Source organism: uncultured Maribacter sp. (assembly GCF_963975365.1).
In the GTDB taxonomy this organism is placed as follows: Bacteria; Bacteroidota; Bacteroidia; order Flavobacteriales; family Flavobacteriaceae; genus Maribacter.
Window position 1 is genome coordinate 80,524 of the sequence record NZ_CAXBGF010000010.1, and the last position, 25,052, is coordinate 105,575.

Sequence of the window (25,052 nt, forward strand, 5' to 3'; positions counted from 1 at the left end):
AAAACCTACCATTCTTTTGAAAAAGCAAGGAGAAACCTTTTTGAATGCTTCAGATTTCGGTGAAAATTTTACATGGGGAGTTTCAACAGCGGCATATCAAATTGAGGGCGGCCATGATGCCCAAGGTAAAGGACGATCTATTTGGGACAATTTTACTGCAAACTCAAAGAACATTCAAAATGGAGATAATGCCCATGTTTCATGTGATTTTTTCAATAAATATAAAGAAGATATTTTATTGATGAAGTCGATGAATATTGACAACTTCAGGTTTTCTATTTCATGGACAAGGATTTTGCCTAATGGCGTGGGCACAGTAAACAATGAAGGAATAGATTTCTATAATGATGTGATTAATTTTTGTTTAGAACAAAAGATAACCCCGTGGGTGACAATCTATCATTGGGATTTACCCCAAGCTTTAGAAGATAAAGGTGGTTGGACTACTAGAGCTATTATTGAATGGTTTTCAGAATTCGTTACCATATGCGCCAATGCTTTTGGGGATCGAGTGAAAAATTGGATGGTATTAAACGAACCTATGGTGTTCATTGGAGCCGGATATTTTTTAGGAGTTCATGCGCCAGGCAAAAAAGGCCTGAAGAATTTTTTACCTGCAGTTCACCATTCTGTACTATGCCAAGCCGAAGGTGGAAGATTATTACGTAAACTAATACCCCAAGCACATATTGGGACAACCATTTCATGTTCACAAATAACCCCGTTCCGAAAAAACAAAAGAGATAAAGCCACTGCCATAAAAGTCGACGCATTATTGAATCGCCTTTTTATAGAGCCCACGTTAGGCTTGGGTTATCCAACAGAAGAGGCACCTATACTTAAAAAATTAAGTCGTTACATTCGGCCAAACGATATGGAGAATTGCAAATTTGATTTCGACTTTATCGGCATTCAAAACTACACCCGAGAAAAGGTGAAATATAGCATTTTCGTACCATATATACGAGCCAAAATTGTTAAGGCAGGCAAACGAAATGTAAAAACCACGTTGATGGATTGGGAGGTCTACCCTCCCAGCATATATCATATGATTAAAAAGTATAGTGCCTATCCTCTAATAAAGAAAATTATTATTACTGAGAATGGCGCCGCATTTGAAGATTATTTAAAGAATGAAAATATTGAAGATACTGACCGACTTAGGTTTTTACAAAAATATCTAGGCCAGGTGCTCAATGCCAAGAATGAAGGACTGAACATTCATGGCTACTTCGTTTGGACATTCACCGATAATTTTGAATGGGCAGAAGGCTATTATCCAAGATTCGGATTGGTATATATTGATTTTAAGTCTCTAAAAAGAACCATCAAGGCTTCTGGAAAATGGTTTTCAAAATTTTTGACCAGCTAAATAAAAAGCAAAAAAGCCGATGTTACCATCGGCTAAGCTATATTAAAAACATGTACACATCTTAAATGTGCAATACAAAGACAGATTGAGTTTTATCTATCTAAGTTCTGGCTATAGAAGCAAAATGTTATTTTATTGGAAAGCTGGCATACCTGTAATATCGGCACCAGTAATCAATAAATGTATATCATGAGTACCTTCATAGGTGATTACACTTTCTAGATTCATCATGTGTCTCATAATACTATACTCACCCGTTATACCCATACCCCCTAAAACCTGCCTAGCTTCACGTGCTATCTTTATGGCCATTTCAACATTGTTTCTTTTTGCCATTGAAATCTGTGCGGTTGTTGCCTTCCCTTGATTTTTCAGTTGCCCTAAACGAAAAGCTAATAATTGAGCTTTAGTAATTTCGGTAATCATTTCGGCTAATTTCTTTTGTTGTAATTGGGTTGCAGCAATTGGCTTCCCAAATTGAATTCGCTCTTTTGCATATCTCAATGCTGTATCATAACAATCCATTGCCGCACCAATAGCACCCCATGCGATTCCAAATCTAGCCGAATCCAAGCATCCTAAAGGTGCTCCTAAACCTGATTTATTTGGCAACAAATTCTCTTTAGGAACTTTTACATTATCAAAAATCAATTCACCAGTAGCCGAGGCCCTTAATGACCATTTATTATGTGTTTCAGGAGTTGTAAAGCCTTCCATACCACGCTCTACTATTAGACCGTGAATACGCCCTTCTTCATTCTTTGCCCATACCACTGCGATATCACAGAATGGTGAATTTGATATCCATAATTTGGCTCCGTTCAAAAGATAATGGTCCCCCATATCTTTGTATTTGGTTTCCATACCGCTTGGGTTAGAACCATGGTTAGGCTCTGTTAATCCGAATGACCCCATCCACTCACCTGTGGCCAATTTTGGTAAATATTTTTTTCGTTGCTCTTCAGTACCATATGTAAATATTGGGTACATGACCAAAGAAGATTGTACGGATGCTGTTGACCTTACTCCACTATCTCCTCTTTCAATTTCTTGCATAATGAGTCCGTAGCTGATTTGATCTAAACCAGCACCACCATATTCCTCAGGAATATACGGCCCAAAGGCCCCAATTTCTGCAAGACCGCCAATAATCTGCTTTGGAAATTCTGCTTTTTGGGCATATTCCTCAATTATAGGTGACACATCTCTTTTAACCCATTGGCGCGCTGCATCACGTACCAATAAGTGTTCTTCAGAAAATAGATCATCTAAATTATAATAGTCTGGTGCTTCAAATAAATCGGGTCTCATAACATTACTTTTATCAAAGATAATTAAAGAAATATAACATTATACAACCGTATAGTTACATTTTTAAATAAAAATTTTTTGTTAGATTGATGTAGTCCATTGTATAAACATGTCTCTCTATTTCAATGGTTAAATCAAGTACTTCACATGTTCTTTCTAGCTTAGTAAACTCTAACAACACCCTTTTTACTTCGGCAGCAGGGTTACCTCTTACATGCAAACAACGACTTGGAAATAATTCATTGGATGCCGCCATCCGAATAAAATCATCTTTTTCCTTAAAAGGTATTATCGTGCTAAAGATTCCATTTTCAGAAATTAGTAGTGAAACCCCTTCTAATAACTCATTAAAGGGAAGAAATTCATTTTGTCTAGCCTGATCTCTTTTTAAATCACCTGAAGTAACACTTTCGGTATAAAAAGGAGGATTACAAACAATTACATCATATAAATCTTCAATTTCTTCAACAAACTCATCTAAACCGGCATGATAACAATAAAGTCGATCGCCCCAAGGTGATATTTCGAAATTATCTACACATTGCTCATACGCTTCTGAATCAATCTCGATTGCATCGATAACCTCAGCTGAACTTCGTTGTGCCAACATTAATGCAACTACGCCGGTACCTGCACCAATATCCAAAATAGATTCTGCATTGCTGATATCGGTCCAAGCACCAAGTAATACTCCGTCCGTACCAATTTTCATAGCACAACGACCTTGGTTGATTTCAAATTGTTTAAATCGAAATGGCTCGCTCAATATAAAATTCCTTTAAAACCCGTCGATAATTTACACTCACTATTCATTCACATCATTCAAAATTATACTCTTCGCATCGTTTAAATAGCTTCTACCAATAGTATAACGTATTCCGCCAATTTCAACGCTATTACCTTCAACTACGCTTACCTTATCGACTGCAATGGTGTAAGATCTGTGAATACGTATGAAATTATCACCAGGCAATTCATCAGTAAAACTACTTAAGGTTCTATGTATAATATATTTCGCCATGGGAGTTATAATTCTGATATAATCTTTAAGACTTTCGACTACCATTATTTCATCCAGAAATATTTTCTGTAATTTCTTCTTATCGACTTTAACAAAAATTGAAGGCTTTTCGTCTTTATCATTAGCAATCTTATTCACCCCTTGTTTAAGCCCTATAACCCTATCTACAGATTTAAAAAACCTTGGTAACGATATTGGCTTTACCAAATAATCTATTGCCTCGAGCTCAAAACTTTTAAGTGCATGTTCTTCATGTGCTGTCGTCATAATCACAAAAGGCTTTTGATGAAGCGTACTCAAAAACTCTAACCCATCGAGGTAAGGCATATTAATATCCAAAAACATGATATCAACAGGATTATCCCTTAAAAAAGTAGAAGCATCCATGGCATTAGAAAATGTTCCTTCTAATTGCAATTCTTTTACTCTAAGAATATAGTTTTTAATTACATTGACCGCTAATGGTTCATCGTCTACAACAATCACTTTCAAAATCATATCACCTTAAGCTTTAAAATAACATTAAACATTTTATCCTGTTCAAAAATAGATAGCTGGTAATCGCTTTTAGCATACCCAAGTTCTAAACGTTTTTTCACATTAGAAAGTCCAATTCCACCCGAATCTACCGGATACTGAAATTCTTTATGAGGATTAGCTACTGTATTTGACACTTTAAAATTCATAAAACCATCAACGACTTGCAAATCAATATCAATTTTCATTTCACCGATATTCTTACTTGCACCATGTTTAAAACAATTTTCAACTAAAGGAATCAATAACATTGGGGCTATTTTACAATTATCGAGATCTCCTGAAATATTCATTTCAATCTTTAGACTATCATCAAATCTAATACGCTCCAAATCTATGTAATTCCTAATACAATTTATCTCACTGGTTAAATCTTGTCGTTGCTTCTTTGTTGCATACAACAAATACCGCATTAGTTCCGATAATTTAAGAATAACCTCAGGTGCTTGATCCGACTTTTGTAAAGTTAAAGAGTAAATATTATTAAGTGTATTAAAGAAAAAATGAGGAGATACTTGAGACCTTAAAAAACGCAACTCAGTTTTCAATTGCCGCTTTTCCAAATCATGAAGCTTACTACTTTCACGTAACGAATCTATTGTTAGCTTTATAGCTGTAAAAAAGGAAATAACATATACTTCGCCTATCATGGTCTGCACCGCATAACTCATCGTAAGAGAGTTCACAACCTCGGAAGCCTCTGGCATTACATCTGTGCTTACCAGGTAATACGTTAAATTGAATTTAAACAAAAGCATAATGAACAAAGCCAAAAGAATATAGGCCGTAAACTGAACGTACTTTTTTGTGTAAATAAATTTTGGCATTAAATAATAGGCATTAAAATAAGCCAAAAACATATGAATAGGAAAACCTATCAAGTTGGTTCTTAAAGAAAGTAAAAAATCATCGTGTATAAAACTCCACCGTAAGGTGTTGAATATAAAATAAACCGACCAAAATAAAACATGATGCAATGGTTTAATATCGTTGTCACCCAAAAATTTAGGCTTACGTAAAAAATTTAATATTTTAATCTTCATATATTCTGCATAATACTACCCTTATACTTATAGTATCGAATTAGCGTAAATCTTTAGGTGATACTATTTATCTTAACAAAAACAAATATTTTAATACATTGATGCGAAAGGGTTACTGGATAAAAAATAATAAAAGCATAGCAAATATTATATAGTTTATTAGATTCTAAATTTATTCATGGAATTAAAAGATTATCTATGGCATTATTGACCCTCAGAACCTGCAGCTCTATTCTCTAGGCCCTCTATATTAAATAATGAATCTCCCAATCTTGTACGCATATCATTTGCAAGTTTTTCGATTTTAGCTACTATTGTGGGGTATGCATCAACTACATTATTAGTTTCACCACTATCCTTTTCTAAATCATACAATTCAATTTGCTCTAAATCAACCATTTTGTATTCTCCAGGTAATCCATCCTTTCCAGGTTCTTGACCATTCATGGTTCTATAGGTGTGTGGAAAATACAATTTCCACTTTCCATAACGCACTCCAAATAACTCATTAACTCTATAATAAAAGAAATAGGCCTCTTGCGGACCTTCATTTGTTTTGCCCGTCAATAAGCGCCATGCGCTTTTACCATCAATTATGTTTTCAGGTAATTCTGCCCTAGTGATTTCTGCTAAGGTTGGTAAAATATCAATTGCCATAACCGGAGCGTCAATAGTTGACCCTGCTTTTATTTTCTTCGGATATTTTACAATAAAAGGTTCTCGTTGTCCACCTTCCCAAGCCGTACCCTTACCTTCCCTAAATGGAAATGCACTACCCGAATGATTACCATATGCTAACCAAGGTCCATTATCTGATGTGAAAATTATGATTGTATTCTCAGTTAAGCCATTTTTCTCCACGGCCTCTATAATTTCGCCAACAGACCAATCTAATTCCATAATAACATCACCATAAAGCCCTCTATTCGACTTTCCCTTAAACTTATCAGAAACAAAAAGTGGCACATGCGGCTGCGGATGAGGTACATATAAAAAAAACGGTTTGTCTTTATTCCGTTCTATGAAGTCAACACTGTGATGGGTAATCAATGTAGTTAAGTTTGTTTGATCAGTAAGGGTATCGATTATCTTTTCATTTTCATATAAAGGTAATGGATCAAAATCAAAAATAGTTCCTTGCTGAGGATGTAATGGCCACATATCGTTTGAATAGGGTATCCCAAAATATTCATCAAATCCTTGTTTAGTCGGCATAAACTTCGCCGCGTCTCCTAAGTGCCACTTACCAAATATGGCTGTTGCATAGCCCTTATTTTTTAGCATTTCCGCAAGGGTAATCTCTTCTGGGTTAAGTCCGACCTTGCTATTTGGCATTAACGCATTGTGAATTCCTATGCGATTGGGATAACTGCCCGTTAAAATAGCAGCACGTGAAGCTGAACAAACTGCCTGAGCAGCATAAAAATTAGTGAGTTTCGCTCCTTCTTTAGCCATTTGATCAAGATTGGGCGTCGAAATATCCTTAGCACCAAATACTCCTACATCATTATACCCTTGGTCATCCGTGAAAATCAAAATGATATTGGGTAAAATATCTTGTTTGCTTTCAAAATTCTGCCCCGATGTTTTTTGCCAAATAAATAACGACACTATCAGTAAAAAGTTGATTTTTATAACCATTCCATTTTTATTTAACAATAATAAAAGTAAATACTAAAAATTAAATGAAGCTAACAAAGTAAATTTTAATAATTTCAAAGAATAGAAAAACGTATTTGCTGTATTTAAACCAATACTATCTTAAATGAAAATTTCACTTCTTTTTAGCACAATTATTGTTTCTGGCCTATTGTTTAGTTGTAAGGGGGAAAAAGCAAAACCGAAACCGGTAGATGTTGTTATTGACTCTATGTCAGATTCACTTCCTGTCTTAACCCTTCCAGAAGATGCTGACCCAGAAAATGAAGATTGGGCTGGCATAGACCTAGAACCAAAATCACCAGTTCTTCCTCTTTATCCAGAACAAGAAGCAGCAACGTTTTTATTGCCTGATGGATATCACATAGAACCTATACTAACAGAACCTCAAATTGAACAACCGGGGGCTATTTCTTTTGATGGAAACGGCAGAATGTATGTATTAGAACTAAGAACATATATGCTCTCAGCAGATTCTGATGGCACCTTAGACCCAAAGAGCAGAATTTCTAGATGGGAGGATAAAGACAATGATGGCATCTATGAAACAGGAACTGTATTTGTTGATAGCCTAATATTTCCGCGTTTTGTATTGCCCTACGGCAAGGATTGTATTTTAACCATGGAATCTGATGCTGACAATGTATATAAATATACAGACACGAATGGCGATGGCAAAGCCGATAAAAAGGAGTTTTTTACCAATAAATATGGCAGATCTGGCAATGTGGAACATCAACAAGCATTTATGTATTATGGGATGGATAATTGGCTTTACAGCACGGTAAATGCATTTAGAGTTAAAGAGACCCCTAATGGCGTAATTAGAGAAAAAACAGGTTACAATAGAGCACAGTGGGGTGTTACGCATGATGATGATGGTAAATTATGGTTTCAGGGTGGTGCTAGCGGTGTACCATCTCATTTTCAATTTCCAATTCATTATGGAAATTATACTATTGATAACGAATTGGCAGAAGGTTTTAAAATACCCTATGGTGCTGCTGTTAAAATTGCCGACATGCAAGGAGGCATGGATCAAATTAGAGCGGCAGATGGATCATTGAACAGTGTCACCGGCTCAGCAGGTAACGATGTTTACCGTGGTGATCGTTTACCATCGGAATTATATGGTCAATATTTCTATGGCGAACCTGTTGCGAGAATTGTAAGACAAATTAAACCTATAGTTTCTGAAGGTCTGACCACATTGCACAATGCATATCAAGAAGAAAAATCTGAATTTCTTCGTTCTACAGATCCTTTATTTAGACCAGTAGACATGACCACTGCTCCCGATGGCACTTTATATATTACGGATATGTATCATGGTATAATTCAAGAAGGGCAGTGGGCACAAAAAGGCACCTATCTGAGAACCAAAATAGAACAATACCAATTGGATAAAGTTATAGGGCTAGGTAGAATATGGCGTATTACCCATGATAGTAAAGAACGTGACAAGGCCCAACCAAAAATGTTCGATAAAACACCAGGTGAATTAATCAAGTACCTGGAACACCCGAATGGTTGGTGGCGAGATAAAGCCCAACAATTAATTGTTCTTTCACGTGACCAAAGTACGGTGCCAGAGTTACGAAAGGTAGCAATATCCAGTAAAAATCATTTAGCTAGAACCCACGCAATTTGGTGCCTAGAGGGACTTGGGGCACTACAACCAGACCTATTGGAAACACTTTTTAAAGACCCTAATCCTAAAATAAGAATGCAAGCCATACGCGCCAGCGAAACGTTGTATAAATCTGGAAATAAAAGTCTAGCAACATCCTATCTAAAATTATTGGAGGATGATAATGTTGATGTAGCCCTACAAACTATGTTAACGGTTACATTTCTTGAGATACCAGAATATCAAAAAGCACTATCCAAGATTGTAAAAACCAATCAAGCTAAAGGAATTCAAACAGTAGGTTCTCAAATATTAACACCGGTAAAACAAGAAAATCGTTGGAATCGAAATGAAGTTCTCTTAAGTGAGGTACAACAAGAGAGTTTAGAAAAAGGCAAAGTGATATTTAATGAACTTTGTGTACAATGCCACGGCAACGATGGTACAGGAACTCCGCTAGGAAACGGAACCGTTATGGCCCCTCCGTTATCCGGATCTATACGCGTACAAGAACATCCAGAATATATCATTAAAACTATACTTCATGGTCTGGAAGGCCCTATAAATGGCAAAACATATGCGGCTGGCATTATGGTAGGAAACAAAGAACAATCTGATGATTGGGTTGCTGCTATCGCCTCCTATATTAGAAACAATCTGTCTAACGAAGCTTCAACGATAACGAGTGAATATGTAGCCGAAGTAAGAGCGAAAACCCTTGACCAACCGGGAACCTATAGATTTAATGAATTAATACAATCTGTACCAACATCGTTACCATTACAATCTGATTGGAAGGTTACGGCAAGTCACACGGCACCGAATCGAATCGGGGGAACCGCTTCACCAAAGAGTGCATTCAATTTTGAGGGATGGACTACCGGCGAAAATCAAAAAGAAGGAATGTGGTTTCAAATTGAATTTCCAAACGCTTTAGCGCTTACCAGTTTACAATACAACTCACAACCAATTTCAAGGGGCTGGAGAGAAGGGTCACCTCCTCCATTACAAACATTTGCGAGATCTTATGAAATATCAACTTCAAAGGATGGAGAAAATTGGGTTGTACTGGATAAAGGTGAAGGAACAGATCAAGATTTTAAATTAGACTTCAATCCGGTTTTGACAAAATTTCTAAAATTTAAATTGACTTCTACCCTAAAAGATGAGAATGAAATACCGTGGCGTATAAGACAGTTAAAATTATATGCTCTAAACACCAAAAACCAACTATCTAAATAAACGAAATTTAATTTTTACGACACCAAAACCTAACATCATGAAAACAAAAAAATCAATTCAACAACGAAGGTCTTTTCTTAAAAAATCAACAGCATTTATTGCTGGAACTACGCTATTAGGCCCTTCAGTTTTTGGCGCTCCTGGTTTTCTAAATTATACGACACAACCTAATTCCAAAATTAACGGCGTTCAATTGGGCCTTATCACCTACTCTTTTAGAAGTATGCCAGACCAAAGTGCCGAAGCAACTTTACAATATATTTTAGATTCTGGAATAAATGCGGTGGAACTTATGGGAGACCCTGCCGAACAATATGCAGGTAAACCAGAAAGTCCGGTAAACAGAATGACTTTTTATGGCCTAATGAGGCGTAAAAGGAATAATGAGCTGAATGATGAAGAAGAAAAAAGTTTTGTGGAAATGCAAAATACCTTGGATGCTTATAATAAGGAAGTAGCTGCTTGGCGTGCTACCGTATCTATGGACAAGTTTAAGGAATTACGTAAAATGTATAATGATGCTGGAGTAACTATTTACGCCTTTAAACCAAATGCGTTTGGCAAAAACAATACCGATGAGGAAATTAATTGGGGCATGAAAGCAGCTAAAGCACTAGGTGCTAGTCACGTAACTTTAGAACACCCTAGTGATGACGCCCACACCTTGAAATTGGGTCAAATGGCAGAAAAACATGATGTTTTTGTAGCTTATCATGGTCATGAACAACAAACTCCTACCTTTTGGGATACCGCCTTAGAACAATCTAACCATAATGCGTTGAATCTAGATTTAGGCCATTTTGTTGCGGCAGGAAACGAAGCGCCTTTAGAAATTGTAACCCAAAAACACAGCCATATCAAGAGTATGCATTTAAAAGATAGGCAAACCCCTGAGCATGATAAAGGCAATGTACTTTGGGGAACCGGTGACACGCCTATTGTTGAAGTGCTACAATTAATGCGTGACAATAAATATACTTTTCCGGCAACTATTGAACTAGAATATGATATTCCAGAAGGATCAGATGCGGTGCAAGAAGTTAAAAAATGTCTGGCCTATGCTAAAAAAGCTTTGGAAAGTTAATTAAGCACGACCTCATCAATAAAAATCCAACTTTTACCACCCGGATTGGGATGCCAATCTGGGTTTTTTAGTGGACTTAGTACTTGTAATTTAACATACTTAGCATCGGTAGGTGTAAATTCCATATCGAAAAAAGTTAGCTTAACTTCTGCATTAGGGCTTTCAATACCCATGTTCTTTCTTCCAATTTCTTTGAAATTAACTCCATCCTTAGAAGATGAAATTACAATTGCAGTTGGGTAAAAAATCCAACTAGAAGGTGCCGATAATGCTCCTACCGAAACTTTCGAAATGATATTCTTTTCTTTGAGTTCTATAATAGCATTTAAGGGCTTACCCTCGAAACCCAACCAATTACCATCAACAAAATTAAGCGAACCCCGTTTTTGATCTATTAAGGTTTTACCTTTTTTACCTTTATATTTTTCGTTTGGCGTAGTAAGTAATTGTACATCAGTATATGCTATATTATTTTTAATAAAGGTTCGTTCAGTTACAAAACTAGGCTCCCAATCTTTCTTAACTGCTATGACTTTTACACTAGCGGTATTATCTAATATTATAGGAGTCTCATATTTTGTAGAAGATGTAGTTGGCACAGAGCCATCAAGCGTGTAATAAATATCAGTCCCTTCAAAAAGACTTTCAATTGTAAGCTCTAGGCTGTCACTAAAAAAACTGGCATCACTTAAAATTGTTGGTGGATCTAGTACTGTCGCTTCAAATAAATCTGCCCCTAATTGTTGAATTGAAAGATTAGGCAGGTTCTGTTGCAATTGAGCCAATCCGTCATCAGTAACCTCTGTTTTCCAGAGGTAAATATTTTGCAACCTTTTATTACTTTTTAATTTTTGTGCTAATTTATCGGTAACCGAAGTTCCGTAAAGATTTAATGACTCTAACAGTTCGAAATCAACAAGATCTTTACCAATAGCATCTGTTACATTAGTGCCCTGTAATTTTAGTTTCAAAAGATTTTTAAATGGCTTAATGTATGACATTAGCTCATCATTAAAATTGCTGAAACCAAGGTCTATTTCGACGATGTTAGGAGCATATTCTTCCAATACTTGTAATTGGTCTTTTGTGATGGAGTCTATACTCGCCAAATTCACTGCTAATAATTGGTTTTGTCTGGAAAGTGTCTGTATAGGAATTCCTGCATTTCTCAAACCCTGTAGCCAATCTTTAGGAACCTCTATTGCTTCTTTTGACAATACTGCTATTGCAGAAGTATCTTGTTCTAAAGAAGTAAGTACTGCAGCCATTTTTTCTTCAGTTGACAATTCCATCACCTTACAATCGAAACAATGGTTATTTTCCATCCACCATTCTAATAGGGCTTTTTCGTTATCTGTCAACTGAACTTTTCCTTTCGGTGGCATGTGGTCCTCATTTTCAATGGGTAAATGTACCCGCTCAAGAAATAGTGAACAAGTACCACCACTTAAGGTGTCTAAAAATCTGCCAGTATCACCGCCTTTAATCAATTCATATGGCGAACTCATAACCAAGCCACCTTTCGCCTTGCTTGCATTATGACAACTCATACATTTATCATCTAAAATTGGTTCAATGATTTGAGCATATACTTGAGCCTCTTGCACGTTTGTAATGACAATCTCTTCCTTTTCTTCTACGAACAGATAATCTTCGCCGTGGGTCATATTTCCGCCGAAATGACCTGTAAGGCTAATTAAACCAAGTACGATAAGAAACAAAGGAATATATGTTTTGCTCACCCAATTTCGCTTACTTCTTTTCACCAAATACAAAATTATGGCCGTAACCGTAAAAGCAACCGCCATCCATCGATGTAGAAAAAGAGCATCATCATCGTAGCCACTTTCCTCGCCCAACAACCAACCGGTTCCTAAAGACAGTAAAGCTGTAGAACCAGCAACCAAAAGTATAAACTCAATAACTTCATCAAATGATTTCTTAGCTATAAATCTTCCGTACACTTCTAGCAAAAACGCCAACATAATAATACCAATAGGTAAATGCACGAAAAGTGGATGTAGATGACCTATTTGTATGCCTAATTGAATCATTCTATTGAATTATAATTTCGTCTATAAATACCCATGGTGTAGTACCTTTTCCTTGATGCCATTCTGGTATTTCGGAAAGAGGATAGACTACAACAGTAAATTCACTATAGGTGCCTTTTGTAATAGGAACACTTAAAAATGTAGCCCTGCTTGAAGTTTCAATCGCACTATTTGGGTTCGATAGTACGCCAACTTTTTTACCCTCATTAAACACTTCAATTCTGGTAGGAGCAAAAATCCAGTTCGATTGATTCGTAAGCACGCTAAGTACGAGGGTTGAAACTTCTATATTTGAGTTCAATTTTATCGCAGCTGAAATGGTATCAGCTTGAAAACCCATCCACTGTTTATCTCCTCCAAATTGCTCAGCACCTTTAATTAAATCACCTAAACCTGCACCACCTAAACCAGGATAATTCTCACTCGCATTTGGCGTAAGTGTTATCTCTTGTATCGTTTTCTTGGTAGAAGTTTTTACTACCTCAATTTGAACCTCTTCACTTTCTAAATAATCAGGATGATAAACTCTAGCTTTTATTACTGTACTCTCAGTTAATTCCAATGGAGCACTATATACTTTAGAATTATGATTGACTTCATCGCCCTTCAATGAATATTTGATAACAGCATTTGGAAAGTCAAAACTAAGTTGTACGGTCGTTATGGAGTCAAAAAATATAGACGTTGCATTTATTTGAGGAGGTGATAATGGAAAAATTTCCATAAACGCATTAATAGAATTCTGAGAACTACATGCTTGACATAACATGGCTAGTGCCAAAAGTGTATAGATTGTTCGCATGGCTATATTCTATTTAGCTTTATTGGATAGGTCTTTCCTGAATTCCATTGTGCAACGTATAAATTCTCATCATCATCAACACAAACATCATGAGGGTGGGTAAAAATCTTAATAGCTTGATACATAGGTCTAAGACCATCAGATTCGTAAAAGGGAGCACATCCACCTGGTGCAGAAATCAATTTATTATGTTTATCTAAAATTGAAATAAAGCCAGTACCATCTGACCCATCACCAGACCATATCGTTGCCAAATACACGTTATTCCCTTTAATTACAGGCCTACAAATGAATGCGCCCGGTAAATCTATACTTTCTATAAATTCACCATCCATAGTAAAACGCTTGAGTTTATTCTGTTTTCTAGCGGTGATTAATAGCTCAGGTTTTTTACCATTTCTTGTATCAATACATATACCATGAGCATTCTGAAATAGATGATTTTCATCGCCTTTACCCCCAAACGTTTGTAATAATTCTCCTTGAGCATTATACCGCATTATAAATTGTTCACCATAACCATCAGCAACATATACATCCCCATTTTCGGCGATAGCTGTCTCTGTCGGTATATATTGTTCTTTTGAGCTATACTTGCCCGATTCTTTCGGATAAGGAAAAATTTGAACTTCTTTACCATCAATAGTGGTTTTAATTACCTCATGGCGGTTGTTATCTGATATATAGAGAAAGTCCTCCCCATTTTCAACATTCAAGGTTAAACCGTGAGCCCCAGGATATTCTGTACCCCAAGTTTCTAACAATTTACCTGATCGGTCATAAACAATGACATTGTTTTTGGTATGATTCGTTAAGAGTAAGATTCGCCCTTTAGAATCTTGCACCATCTCATGACAATCATTCACTGGGTAGTAATTAGGATTCAATGCACCCCAATTTAAATCAATTTTATACTGGTGACTGCCACGCCCTATAATAGTATCTTTATACCGCAACAGATTTGCACTTACCGAAGAATATGTTAATATCCCAGCCGAGGCAGCAGCAGTATTTATAATAAATTTTCTTCTCTCCATTATGCTAAAATATCATTGATTACTTTACCCTCTACATCGGTTAGCCTAAATCGTCTACCCTGATATTTATAGGTGAATTTTTCATGGTTGATACCAAGTTGATGTAACATTGTTGCCTGAAAATCATGTACATGCACAGGGTTTTCAACAACATTATAGCCAAATTCATCTGTTTCGCCATAAACCATACCCGGTTTTATCCCACCGCCGGCCATCCACATGGTAAAACATCTTGGGTGATGATCTCTACCATAGGTAGTATTGGTAAGCAAACCTTGCGAATAGTTAGTTCTACCAAATTCTCCACCCCAAATCACCAAGGTATCTTCTAACAACCCACGCTGTTTTAGATCTGCTACCAAAGCTGCTGAAGCTTGATCTACGTCTTTCGCTTGTTTTTGAATAGCACCAGGTAGGTTATCATGCTGATCCCAACCCATATGATATAGTTGAATAAAACGAACATCTTTTTCGGCTAACCTTCTAGCCAACAAACAGTTTGCTGCAAAAGTACCTGGTATTTTAGCATCTGAACCATACATTTGATAAATGTAATCTGGCTCACCATCAGTATTCATGACATCAGGAACCGAGGTTTGCATTCTGTATGCCATTTCATACTGTGCAATTCTACTCTGTATTTCCGGATTACCCGATTCCTGATAATGTTGATCATTAAGCTCGGCCAATTTATCTAACATAGACCTTTTTATCTCCGCAGTAGTACCTTTTGGATCATTCAAGTACAACACTGGATCTTTGGCAGCTCTAAACTGAACTCCTTGGTGAAGGGAATGTAAGAAACCATTACCCCATAATCGCGTATATAGTGGTTGACCGTTTGGCCTACCCGACCCTCTCGAAAGTAAAACCGTAAAAGCTGGCAAGTTCTCATTCTCACTACCCAAACCATAACTTAACCATGAACCAATGCTCGGCCTACCTGGCTGTTGTGAACCAGTTTGAAAAAAGGTAACTGCCGGATCATGATTTATTGCTTCGGTATACATTGATTTTATGATACAAATATCATCGACCATCTTAGCGGTATAAGGTAGCAAATCACTTATATAAGTGCCGTTTTTACCATGCCGTTGAAAACCAAAATTAGAACCTACAAGCGGGAACCTATCTTGACCCGATGTCATACCCGTTAATCGTTGTCCGTTACGTATAGACTCTGGTAAATCTTCTCCCCTACGTTGATTCAATAAAGGTTTATAATCGAATAATTCAAGTTGAGAAGGACCACCACTTTGAAAAAGATAGATAACCCTTTTTATTTTAGACGGATGGTGCAAAGAATCTAAAACACCCTTTACTCCAACAACCCCGCTATCGGCTGTATATAAACCATTAGACCCTTTTCTAAATAAATTATTCCCAATTAAGGAAGCCAAGCCTATACCGCCAACGCCCATTGCCGCTTTTCCCAAAAAAGACCTTCTGTTCAATATTAGCGATCGCTCTTCAACTATTTTCTTTTCGCTCATAATCAGCCTCTATTTATAGTTTCATCTAAATTCAAAATCGTATGCGCCGTTAACGTCATTGCAACCAACTTCTCTGTATTTATGTCTGAAGGCACACTACTTCTTCCAATACTTAAGTACTCATCGATTGAGATATCACCTTTTTCAACTTTTTCTAACATTTCGGTATAATAGGCAACCAATGATTGAATCTCAACCTCATTAGGCAATCTAGAAGTAGCCTTATAGAATAGTTTCTTTATCTGTTCATTCTCCGCATTCGGATTCGCAACCATCTCACCTACTGCAGCTACCCGTGCTGCTTCAACCATTTGTGGGTCATTAAGAAGAACTAGGGCTTGTAATGGGGTATTTGTCTCTTGTCGCTTTACTGAGCAATAGTCTCTAGAACTACTATCAAAGGTCATCATGCTTGGTGGTGGTACGGTACGTTTCCAAAACGTATACAGGCTCTTTCTATACACATCATTTCCTGCACTTAGTGTGTACGAAGCTGTACTACCACCTCCACCACCAGTGGTTTCTTCCCAAATTCCATCAGGTTGATATGGTTTAACACTTGGTCCGCCTACATCTCTATTCAACAATCCGCTAAAGGCCAAAGCTTGATCACGTATCGCTTCAGACGATAAGCGCAAACGAGAAACACGGGCCAAATATTTGTTCTCTGGATCCTGCTCCAATTTCTCTTTGGTCGTCTTGGTATCTTGTTGATAGGTTGCAGACATCGCAATATATTTCAACATTTTTCTGGTATCCCAACCTTCTGTACGGTATTTAATAGCTAAGAAGTCTAATAATTCAGGATGTGTGGGCAATGACCCTTGATTACCAAAATCAAATGATGTTGCTACAATTCCATTACCGAACATCCGCTGCCATAATCTATTTACGGCTACTCTTGCAGTGAGTGGATGCTCATCTTCAAAAAGCCATTTTGCCAATCCTAATCTATTTTTAGGAAACTCATTAAAAGGAAGAATAGATTCTGGCGTATCAGGAAATACCTCTGCACCATATTGGTCATAAATTCCTCTATCCAAAATATAGGAAGACCTAGGTTTTTCCATTTCTTTCATAACCATTACCGGTACTTCTTTCAACTCACTTTTTTGTAGATTGATAAACCCCAAAACATCATTTACCTCTTTAAAAGTAACTGTTATGTATGGGGTGGGTAATTCTGCTGCATTGGCCAACAAGCCCTGTTCAGGTATCGTATTAAAAAAACTATAAAATTGAAAATGTTCTTTCTGACTTATAGGATCATATTTATGATCATGACAACGGGCGCATTCTAAAGTAAGCCCTAAAAATGCAGTACCTAAAGTTGTGGTTCTATCTTCCACATACTCCACCCTATATTCCTCTGGAATTACACCGCCTTCCGCAGTTATTTTATGGTTTCTATTAAACCCAGTAGCTAAAATCTGTTCTAAATTGGCATTTGGCAATAAATCACCTGCCAACTGATAGGTCACAAATTGATCATAAGCCATATTCTCCTTAAAAGCATGAATTACCCAGTCTCTCCATGGCCACATTGTACGTTCAAAATCATCTTGATAACCATGCGTATCTGCATATCTAGCAATGTCCATCCACTCTGCAGTCATGTTTTCTGCATAGTCGACCGACACGAGCAATGAATCTATAATTTCTTCATACTTCTCTTTTGATGGATTTGCGACAAATTTTTCTATCTGTTCTAAAGTTGGAGGCAAGCCTGTAAGATCAAACGTAATTCTTCTCAGCAGCTTTTCAGTAAGTACAGGATTACTAGGACTCAGATTTTTCTCTTTAAACTTATCAAAAACAAAGGCATCAATCTCGTTATTCCCCCAAATACTATCCCCTTCATGCACTGGAATTTCTGGCTGTACTGGTGGAATAAATGCCCAATGCGTTTTATACTCGGCACCTTGTTCTATCCATTTTTTTAATATAGCCTTTTCGTAATCTTCAAGAACCAAATTTGATTCTGGCGGAGGCATTAACTGGTTTAAATCCTTTGCATAAATCCTATTTACCAATTCACTTTTAGAAACATCCCCTGGCACAATGGCAAAGTGATCTTTGAGTTTTCCTATCACTTTATATGCTTCTTCAGGAGAATGAAGAGAAAACCCTGCCGCTACAGCATTCTTATCAGGACCATGACACTTAAAGCAACGATCCGATAAAATTGGTTTGACATGAAACGTAAAATCTATTTTTTCAGGAATTTGATTACTAGTATTCCCTTCTGCTAAAGCAATTGTTTTTTCAGATTTCGAGGTACAACTTAATAAAGCAACACAACAGAAAGTTACTACAATAAATCTAATGGAAGACTTCTTAAAATTACTTCTCATAGCATGCATTTTACAATACAATATTGAACTTACGAACTTTACTATATAGTAATAGTTAAAATTCGACCAATAACGATGCAAGACCTCTAAATAATACTATTAATAGTGTAAATTAAATGTAAGTATTTTATCAATATCATAAATAACAACAGATATATCGATAAAACTATAAATAAAAGGAATTAAGTCTTGATTATTAAGACAGGTATAGGTCTACCAAACCTTCAGGTGTTTTCACGAAAACGGTTTGGTTTTCACGATCTACCTGAGTAACAATATCATCATTAATAGGGATCAACAATTGTTTGTCTTCTTTTTGTATTTCGAACAAAGCTTGTGCTGTAGTGTCGTTTACACTTTGTATAATACCAATATTACCACGCAAAGCGTCTATTACAGTGAACCCTATCACCTCGTGATAATAAAATTTATTCCCAGTAAGTTTTGGCAATTGGGTTAGGGGTAAATAAAGACCACATTTCATAATACGATCTGCATCAGATTCGGATTTTACTTCTTCAAAATCTATACGAAGTAAATTAGATTTATGAAGGCGACATCTTTTAATGAAAAATGGAACCAGATTGTTTCCTAAAGAAACGAATACTGATTCCATGTTTTCGTATATCTCGGGATCATCGGTATCTAGTTTTACTAGCACCTCACCTTTGAAACTATATTTTGAAACGATATTACCTAGGTAGAAACAATCTTCCTTTCGCATCGTTTCTTAAAAATTATACTTTATCTTCTTCAGCAGCAGGAGCTTCTGGAGATTCAACAGCTTGTTCTGACTCACCAGCAGCCTCAACAGCTTCTACCTCAGCTTCACCACTTTCACCTTCTGGAGTTTCAGGAAGTAATGCAGCAGCAGCTTCAGCAGCACGCTTTTCATTTACTTCTTTCTCTGCTTTTAATGCTGCAGCTCTTGCATCAGCTTTGTCCTTATCCAATCCACCAACTTTATCAGCGATAGCTTGCTCTTTTTCAGCAACCCAAGCATTGAATTTTTCATCAGCTTGCTCTTCAGTTAATGCTCCTTTACGAACACCGCCTAATAGATGATGCTTTAAAAGTACACCTCTATACGAAAGAATAGCTTTTGCAGTATCTGTAGGTTGTGCACCATTTTGCAACCATTTTACAGAACTATCAATATCAAGCTCAATAGTTGCAGGGTTTGTATTAGGATTGTAGATCCCTAATTTCTCTAAGAATTTACCATCTCTTTTAGCTCTTGCATCTGCAGCAACTACCCAATAGAATGGTTTTCCTTTTTTACCGTGTCTTTGTAATCTAATTTTTACTGGCATATCACATTAATTTGTAGGGTGCCCGACCCTTGGTTATTAATTCTTTTTATTTCGCTTACTCTTAAGCGGGTGCAAATATAGCTGATTTTGACAAATACACAACATAATTTTTACAGTTTATACGAAACCTTCAACATTACCATTCTTGGCAAAATAAATGTGCGTTGATCGGTAATTAAAAAATCAGTAAAGGAGCTTTGTTGTTTAAATTTAGTGTCAAAAATATTGCTCACCTCTACTTCAAAACCCCACTCACTATCCTCTTTTTGGTAAAACAAGGAGGTATTTGCCATATCAAAGATGTTTTGTACGTTTCGATTACTATTTTCAAAAGTTGACTTAGAATAATCTACTTTTAATTGAAAATCACTTAAAAAGTTATATTCAAGATTGGTGAAGAATTTACTATTAGAGAAATTAGAAGTTCCAAAAGTTGTTAGAAATTTTGATGGTGAATATGTATAACCTATTTCTAAATTAGGAATTTTTTTGAAAAAAGTCTCTATTTTTCCAGTATTAGAAAAAGATTTTGAAATGTTTTTCGAAGTATTAGAATTAACAATCTGAAAAAACTCATTGTAGCTTACATTACTTTCAATACCAAATTTTATGTTTTTGATTTTTTTATTGAAAATAAATCGCCCTGACAAACTGTTTTCCGGCATATAGAACATCGTAAGGGTTCTAAACTGATCTATTCCCTGTAGCTCAGTAGTAAATTTAGTACTCTGCGTCTTTCTATTGTAATAAATTCCAGCATTGATATTCAGCCCACTAAAAAGACTATATTTAGTATAGTTCAATGAAATGGAATGGTATCGTTCATTAGTTATATTCACATTACCGCGAAACACTTGATTAAAATCTGTTAATAGAAAATTGCTGATCAATTTGGGCGGAGTTGGAAATCTAACCTTTGCCCCATATTGAAAATTCAATTCTTCGCTACTGTTTAATTTTACCTCTATTTTCAATTCTGGTAAAACCAACGATGTATTATTAGCCAAAGAAGTATCTAGCTGTTCATTTATTAAAAAATATTCATGATAGAATAATGCAGGCTTAATGGTAAAGGCACCTGCCAAAAATTTGTATTCAAGCCCAATGAAGGTATCGTTGAAACGATAGGCAATGTCATTACCAAAACCATTGGCACTAAAATTATTTATACTACCATTAGTCAATCGCTGATATTCCTCGGTGTAAAAGTTTTCATAGAGCAAATTAGTGCCGATTGTGGTATAGATATGGTTAAAATTGTTTAATACCCAGTAGTCTTTTATAACAAGATCAAAACTGATGTTCTCACTTTCTTTTTGTTGAAAAACATTAAACACCGAATCTTCTTGCAAGGGTATTAAATTGCCAAGAAAACGTTGACTAGTAACCCAATTAAAGTTGGGTCTATTTTTTTGGTAAGTCAAAGTGGCTTCTGTGCTTAAAACTTGAGCCCTTGAAAATTTTCTACTATACTCCAAGTTCTGCTTTAAATCAACACCTTTTAAAGCCCCTAGAGTCTTAAAATCATTGTCTTGCAAAGAACTTATCGTACCAATGGCACCATTAAAGTCATTTTCGGTCAATTTTACAAACGAATTTAAGGCAAGGTCCTCTTTAGTATTGGGCTCATACTCGAACGTAAGCTTGCTAATGACAAAAAAATTATTCAGACTATTAGCAACTATTCTATTTTCAATTAAAGGAGTATCACTACTATATTGATTGACTGTATTGGTCTCGGTTTCGACTGTACTCCCATTAGTTATAACATAGGCATTCAAGTCGGTTTTAGGCGTAAGGGCCTGTCTAATATTGAATGCCACGAATTGATTCTTATTTTCTTTAAAGTCATCATTGCCTAGGTATTTAGCAAAGTCATCATTATAAAGATTAAAATAGCTTTTCATATCGCCCATTAGCTTACTGAAACCGCCCTCAAACTCAAGGTAATCGTTTAGGGTAAATGATTTTTGACCCGTATTGTTCAAATCACCAATTATGTTAATATTGGTTTTTGGGCTATAATAAAAAAGTGTTGGGTGAACCAGGTATCTGTTCTTAATACCTCCACCCACTTCTACATCACCGAAAATGAATTCTTTACTATCCTCCTTAAGGTGTATATTCATGGCCATTTGATCACTATCTTGAAGTCCTTTTAAAAAACCAACTTCACTATAATTATCCAAGATTTCAATTTGACCTATTACATTCGCAGGTATATTGTTAACGGCCAATTTACTATTACCTGTAAAAAAAGTTTTACCATCTACCATTACCTTGGTAACTTTTTTACCCTTCACTTTTACATTTCCTTCACGATCTACTTCTACTCCTGGTAGTTTTTTCAATACCTCTCGTAATTTTCGTTCTTGGCCATTTACAAAAGCGTCTGTATTGTAAATAATAGTGTCTTCTTTAACCTCAATAGGCACTTTGTAAGAAACCACAACCTCTTCTAATACATTGTCTTTCGCTATTAATACTATATTCTTTATAGTATTTTGTTGAAGAATGAGACTGAAATTTACACTACCATATCCCAAATAACTTACTTTAACAGTATAAGTTATATCCTTCAAAACCTTTAATTTGTACCCCCCTTTTTCATTACTAATGGCAAATTTTACCACATCTTCATTTGAATCTGGGAAAGCAATGATATTAGCATACGCTAAAGGCTGTAAGCTGTCATAAACAATGCCAGACAACATCACCTCTTGAGAGTTGACAATATGTAAAATAAAGAAAATAACCAGCTTGGGTAAGTGGAATTGTAGTCTTAAAAAGGATTCTATCATTTAATAATAAGTAGGTCTTTTCAAGTTACTTAGGAAGTATTTATTTAAAATAAAGATTTCAGCATATTTCGTACATAGTAAGTAAGACCTATTTTATAAAATTACTTTAATTAATTCGGTTTAAAAATACTATTTGCAACTGCTTCCTTGCTAAACTTTTCATATTCTGCCTTATTTAAATATTCACCCTTTAAGTTCTTGTTAATTTTAAAATCTTTAGAGCTTAATTTAATTTCCTTAGCGAAAATGACAAAATCTATACCATGCAATTCCAATATTGCACCAGGCAACCCGTAATATCCTATAGGTCCAAAACTATTTGAAATAGATGGCGCAAACCAAGCGATAATTTGATTTTTTTTGCCGTTACTTAATAATTGCTCTTGAGTAGCCTTAATCACTTCATATTCTCCAAACTTTTTCACCTCTTTAGTAATTACCCAACTCGCTGAATTAATTGAATCTATTAAAACTACATCTTTATCAAATGCATTATGCGCCCAAAAACCAATATTCGTCTTTGATGAAAAATATCTCTCGCCATCTCCATCTACATGAAGGGCTGCATCTTCAAAATTTCCTTCATCTCCATCTAAATCTAAATTTTTATCAACTTTAAAAGAACATTCATCCTCATTAAATCGTAACGTATATGTTATGCTTTTTGAACTTTCACGTATAGCATTCAATTGCGCTGTATACATTTTTTGATATTTAGAATTAATCTTGGCTTTATCCTTATTGTTATCTGAAGCTGTGATTTTTTGTCCATAAATAATAAAACCGCTATTACTTTGAGAAAAAGAACAAAAAGTAATAGCAAAAAATAGATAGAAAAATAAAATATTTGTTTTCATAAAAAATTAAAAAATGGGCTAAGATTAGCCCATTAAAGTTAAAAATAATATTATTGAATACCTCCAACTTCTAAGCAAGCATTTAAAAAGACATTTGCTCTCTTTTGAGCTTTTCTTTCAGAAACACCTTCCTCTAGGAGAAAATTATAATATCCTGTTGCTTCAGCCATACAATCCAAATATTCAAATTCTTGAATATTTATCGTTCTTTTAGTTTTCGCATTAGCATTTAAACCTACACCAAATGTAATGGTTAAAAACAGGGTGAAAAGTATTTTTTTCATTTTCTAAAAATTTTAAATTAATTAATAAGTTTTAACCTTGTACAATGTTTTGCGCAAATCCGTAAGGTATTTCTCAAAAATATCAAAAAAAAAAAAATGTATTCACATAGAAAAACCTTGTTAAATTGGAGGTTATTATGTTATTAACTTTTATTTGATAGGAAATAACTTACGTTTTATTATTAATCGTAAACTAAAAACATTAACTATTTTTGATTTGTCAGGTATTTCAAAATATTATGAAAAAACACCATATCGGTATCTTAATTATTTTCCTTTATACCAACACGCTATTTTCTCAAATAAAGGCTATTGTATTAGACTCGATAACTAAAGACCCCATCCCTTATGTAAATATTTGGGTACAAGACTGGAATCTGGGTACAATGAGCAATACAGACGGAAGCTTTAAACTTGGAAGCTTTAACGGTACTAAAACAATAGTGTTTTCTGCAGTTGGTTACATAACCAAAAAAATAGCTAGTAATCAAATAACCAATACCATTCAACTCAAACCGCAAATAACATACTTGGAGGAAGCTATAGTCTTAGCGACATCAAAAAGAAAAAAACTAACCCAAAAAGTTGGAAAAATTCAACACTCTAAACTAGGATTCTACTTGCCGGGATTTAAAGAACAGTGGATATTTGCAAAATATTATAGATATCATCCAGATTATAAAAAGACACCCTATTTAAATGAAGTACGCATTGCAACCCATAGTGATATGGAAGATTCAAAATTTATTTTAAAATTGTACACTGTTAATAGTAAAGGAGAACCAGAAGGTTATCTTTTCAAAGACAACATTATCGTAACCGCACCCAAAGGCAAAAAAGTTACTAAAATAAATTTACAAGCATTAAAAATAGCTTTCCCTAAGGAAGGTTTTTTTATTGCAGTTGAGTGGATACCTTTTCAAAAGTATAGAAGAATGTGGGGTGCCATTCAACCAGAAATTGGTTTTATGCAACTAGAAACTCAAAAAGACAGCTGGTATTACCGGTATGGAAGATGGAATAGAATTTGGAAATTAACAGAATTAGAAAAATATAGAAACAAATACAATCACTTAGCTCTTGAACTGGTTTTAAACAATTAAAGTCTGAAAAGGTTTCTTGCTATAAACAATTAGATCAAGGTCGTTAATAACTCCT

At 35.4% G+C, this 25,052-nt stretch carries 19 protein-coding genes; 4 read left to right on the top strand and 15 right to left on the bottom strand.

All coding sequences use genetic code 11. From position 1 onward, the window contains the following. The first annotated feature begins 16 nt into the window (after positions 1 to 16). Positions 17 to 1,372, top strand: a complete 1,356-nt coding sequence (locus AACZ49_RS12305) for a GH1 family beta-glucosidase (protein WP_339655254.1) — start codon at positions 17 to 19, stop codon at positions 1,370 to 1,372. A 132-nt stretch (positions 1,373 to 1,504) separates the two neighbouring features. On the opposite strand, the gene AACZ49_RS12310 is transcribed toward AACZ49_RS12305, so the two are convergent. The 5 genes from AACZ49_RS12310 to AACZ49_RS12330 form a co-directional block, all read right to left on the bottom strand. Next, positions 1,505 to 2,683, bottom strand: a complete 1,179-nt coding sequence (locus AACZ49_RS12310) for an acyl-CoA dehydrogenase family protein (RefSeq protein WP_339655255.1) — start codon at positions 2,681 to 2,683, stop codon at positions 1,505 to 1,507. Positions 2,684 to 2,738: 55 nt separating this feature from the next. Further along, positions 2,739 to 3,449, bottom strand: a complete 711-nt coding sequence (locus tag AACZ49_RS12315) for a methyltransferase (RefSeq protein ID WP_339655258.1) — start codon at positions 3,447 to 3,449, stop codon at positions 2,739 to 2,741. A gap of 39 nt (positions 3,450 to 3,488) precedes the next feature. Next, positions 3,489 to 4,202: a LytTR family DNA-binding domain-containing protein gene (locus AACZ49_RS12320; protein ID WP_339655261.1), complete on the bottom strand. Its 714-nt coding sequence runs from the start codon at positions 4,200 to 4,202 to the stop codon at positions 3,489 to 3,491. Then, positions 4,199 to 5,284 carry a histidine kinase gene (locus AACZ49_RS12325; RefSeq protein WP_339655263.1) on the bottom strand — a complete coding sequence of 362 codons (1,086 nt, stop codon included), beginning with the start codon at positions 5,282 to 5,284 and terminating at the stop codon, positions 4,199 to 4,201. Before AACZ49_RS12325 ends, AACZ49_RS12320 begins: the two co-directional genes overlap by 4 nt. Positions 5,285 to 5,488: 204 nt before the next feature. Then, complete coding sequence (locus AACZ49_RS12330; RefSeq protein ID WP_339655266.1) at positions 5,489 to 6,925, bottom strand: sulfatase; 1,437 nt, start codon at positions 6,923 to 6,925, stop codon at positions 5,489 to 5,491. Between the two features lie 124 nt (positions 6,926 to 7,049). On the opposite strand from AACZ49_RS12330, the gene AACZ49_RS12335 reads away from it, so the two are divergent. Then, positions 7,050 to 9,815, top strand: coding sequence for a PVC-type heme-binding CxxCH protein (locus AACZ49_RS12335; RefSeq protein WP_339655268.1), 2,766 nt, complete (start codon positions 7,050 to 7,052; stop codon positions 9,813 to 9,815). Positions 9,816 to 9,852: 37 nt separating this feature from the next. Beyond that, entirely contained in the window at positions 9,853 to 10,899 is a 1,047-nt protein-coding gene (locus AACZ49_RS12340) for a TIM barrel protein (RefSeq protein WP_339655270.1), read from the top strand. On the opposite strand, the gene AACZ49_RS12345 is transcribed toward AACZ49_RS12340, so the two are convergent. From AACZ49_RS12345 to AACZ49_RS12390, 10 genes are all read right to left on the bottom strand, one after another. Beyond that, positions 10,896 to 12,953, bottom strand: coding sequence for an FN3 associated domain-containing protein (locus AACZ49_RS12345; RefSeq protein WP_339655272.1), 2,058 nt, complete (start codon positions 12,951 to 12,953; stop codon positions 10,896 to 10,898). The genes AACZ49_RS12340 and AACZ49_RS12345 overlap by 4 nt on opposite strands. Before the next feature lies 1 nt (position 12,954). After that, entirely contained in the window at positions 12,955 to 13,755 is an 801-nt protein-coding gene (locus tag AACZ49_RS12350; RefSeq protein ID WP_339655274.1) for a chitobiase/beta-hexosaminidase C-terminal domain-containing protein, read from the bottom strand. Between the two features lie 2 nt (positions 13,756 to 13,757). Then, positions 13,758 to 14,792 (bottom strand): 6-bladed beta-propeller, encoded by a 1,035-nt coding sequence (locus AACZ49_RS12355; protein WP_339655276.1) that lies wholly within the window; start codon positions 14,790 to 14,792, stop codon positions 13,758 to 13,760. After that, positions 14,792 to 16,285 (bottom strand): DUF1501 domain-containing protein, encoded by a 1,494-nt coding sequence (locus tag AACZ49_RS12360; protein WP_339655278.1) that lies wholly within the window; start codon positions 16,283 to 16,285, stop codon positions 14,792 to 14,794. The genes AACZ49_RS12355 and AACZ49_RS12360 overlap by 1 nt, the downstream gene beginning before the upstream one ends. Positions 16,286 to 16,287: 2 nt before the next feature. After that, positions 16,288 to 18,639 (bottom strand): PSD1 and planctomycete cytochrome C domain-containing protein, encoded by a 2,352-nt coding sequence (locus tag AACZ49_RS12365; RefSeq protein ID WP_339655281.1) that lies wholly within the window; start codon positions 18,637 to 18,639, stop codon positions 16,288 to 16,290. Positions 18,640 to 18,835: 196 nt separating this feature from the next. Continuing rightward, positions 18,836 to 19,363 (bottom strand): ribosome maturation factor RimM, encoded by a 528-nt coding sequence (gene rimM, locus AACZ49_RS12370; protein WP_339655284.1) that lies wholly within the window; start codon positions 19,361 to 19,363, stop codon positions 18,836 to 18,838. Positions 19,364 to 19,376: 13 nt separating this feature from the next. Continuing rightward, positions 19,377 to 19,952 carry a 30S ribosomal protein S16 gene (locus tag AACZ49_RS12375; protein ID WP_339655287.1) on the bottom strand — a complete coding sequence of 192 codons (576 nt, stop codon included), beginning with the start codon at positions 19,950 to 19,952 and terminating at the stop codon, positions 19,377 to 19,379. 110 nt (positions 19,953 to 20,062) lie between these two features. Then, on the bottom strand, positions 20,063 to 22,753 hold the full coding sequence (locus tag AACZ49_RS12380) for a carboxypeptidase-like regulatory domain-containing protein (protein ID WP_339655290.1): 2,691 nt from the start codon (positions 22,751 to 22,753) through the stop codon (positions 20,063 to 20,065). 110 nt (positions 22,754 to 22,863) lie between these two features. Next, positions 22,864 to 23,610 (bottom strand): GLPGLI family protein, encoded by a 747-nt coding sequence (locus tag AACZ49_RS12385; protein WP_339655293.1) that lies wholly within the window; start codon positions 23,608 to 23,610, stop codon positions 22,864 to 22,866. A 50-nt stretch (positions 23,611 to 23,660) separates the two neighbouring features. Then, entirely contained in the window at positions 23,661 to 23,894 is a 234-nt protein-coding gene (locus AACZ49_RS12390) for a hypothetical protein (RefSeq protein WP_339655296.1), read from the bottom strand. A gap of 239 nt (positions 23,895 to 24,133) precedes the next feature. Between AACZ49_RS12390 and AACZ49_RS12395 the strand changes: the two genes are divergently transcribed. Further along, entirely contained in the window at positions 24,134 to 24,997 is an 864-nt protein-coding gene (locus AACZ49_RS12395) for a carboxypeptidase-like regulatory domain-containing protein (RefSeq protein ID WP_339655299.1), read from the top strand. Positions 24,998 to 25,052 lie beyond the last annotated feature (55 nt).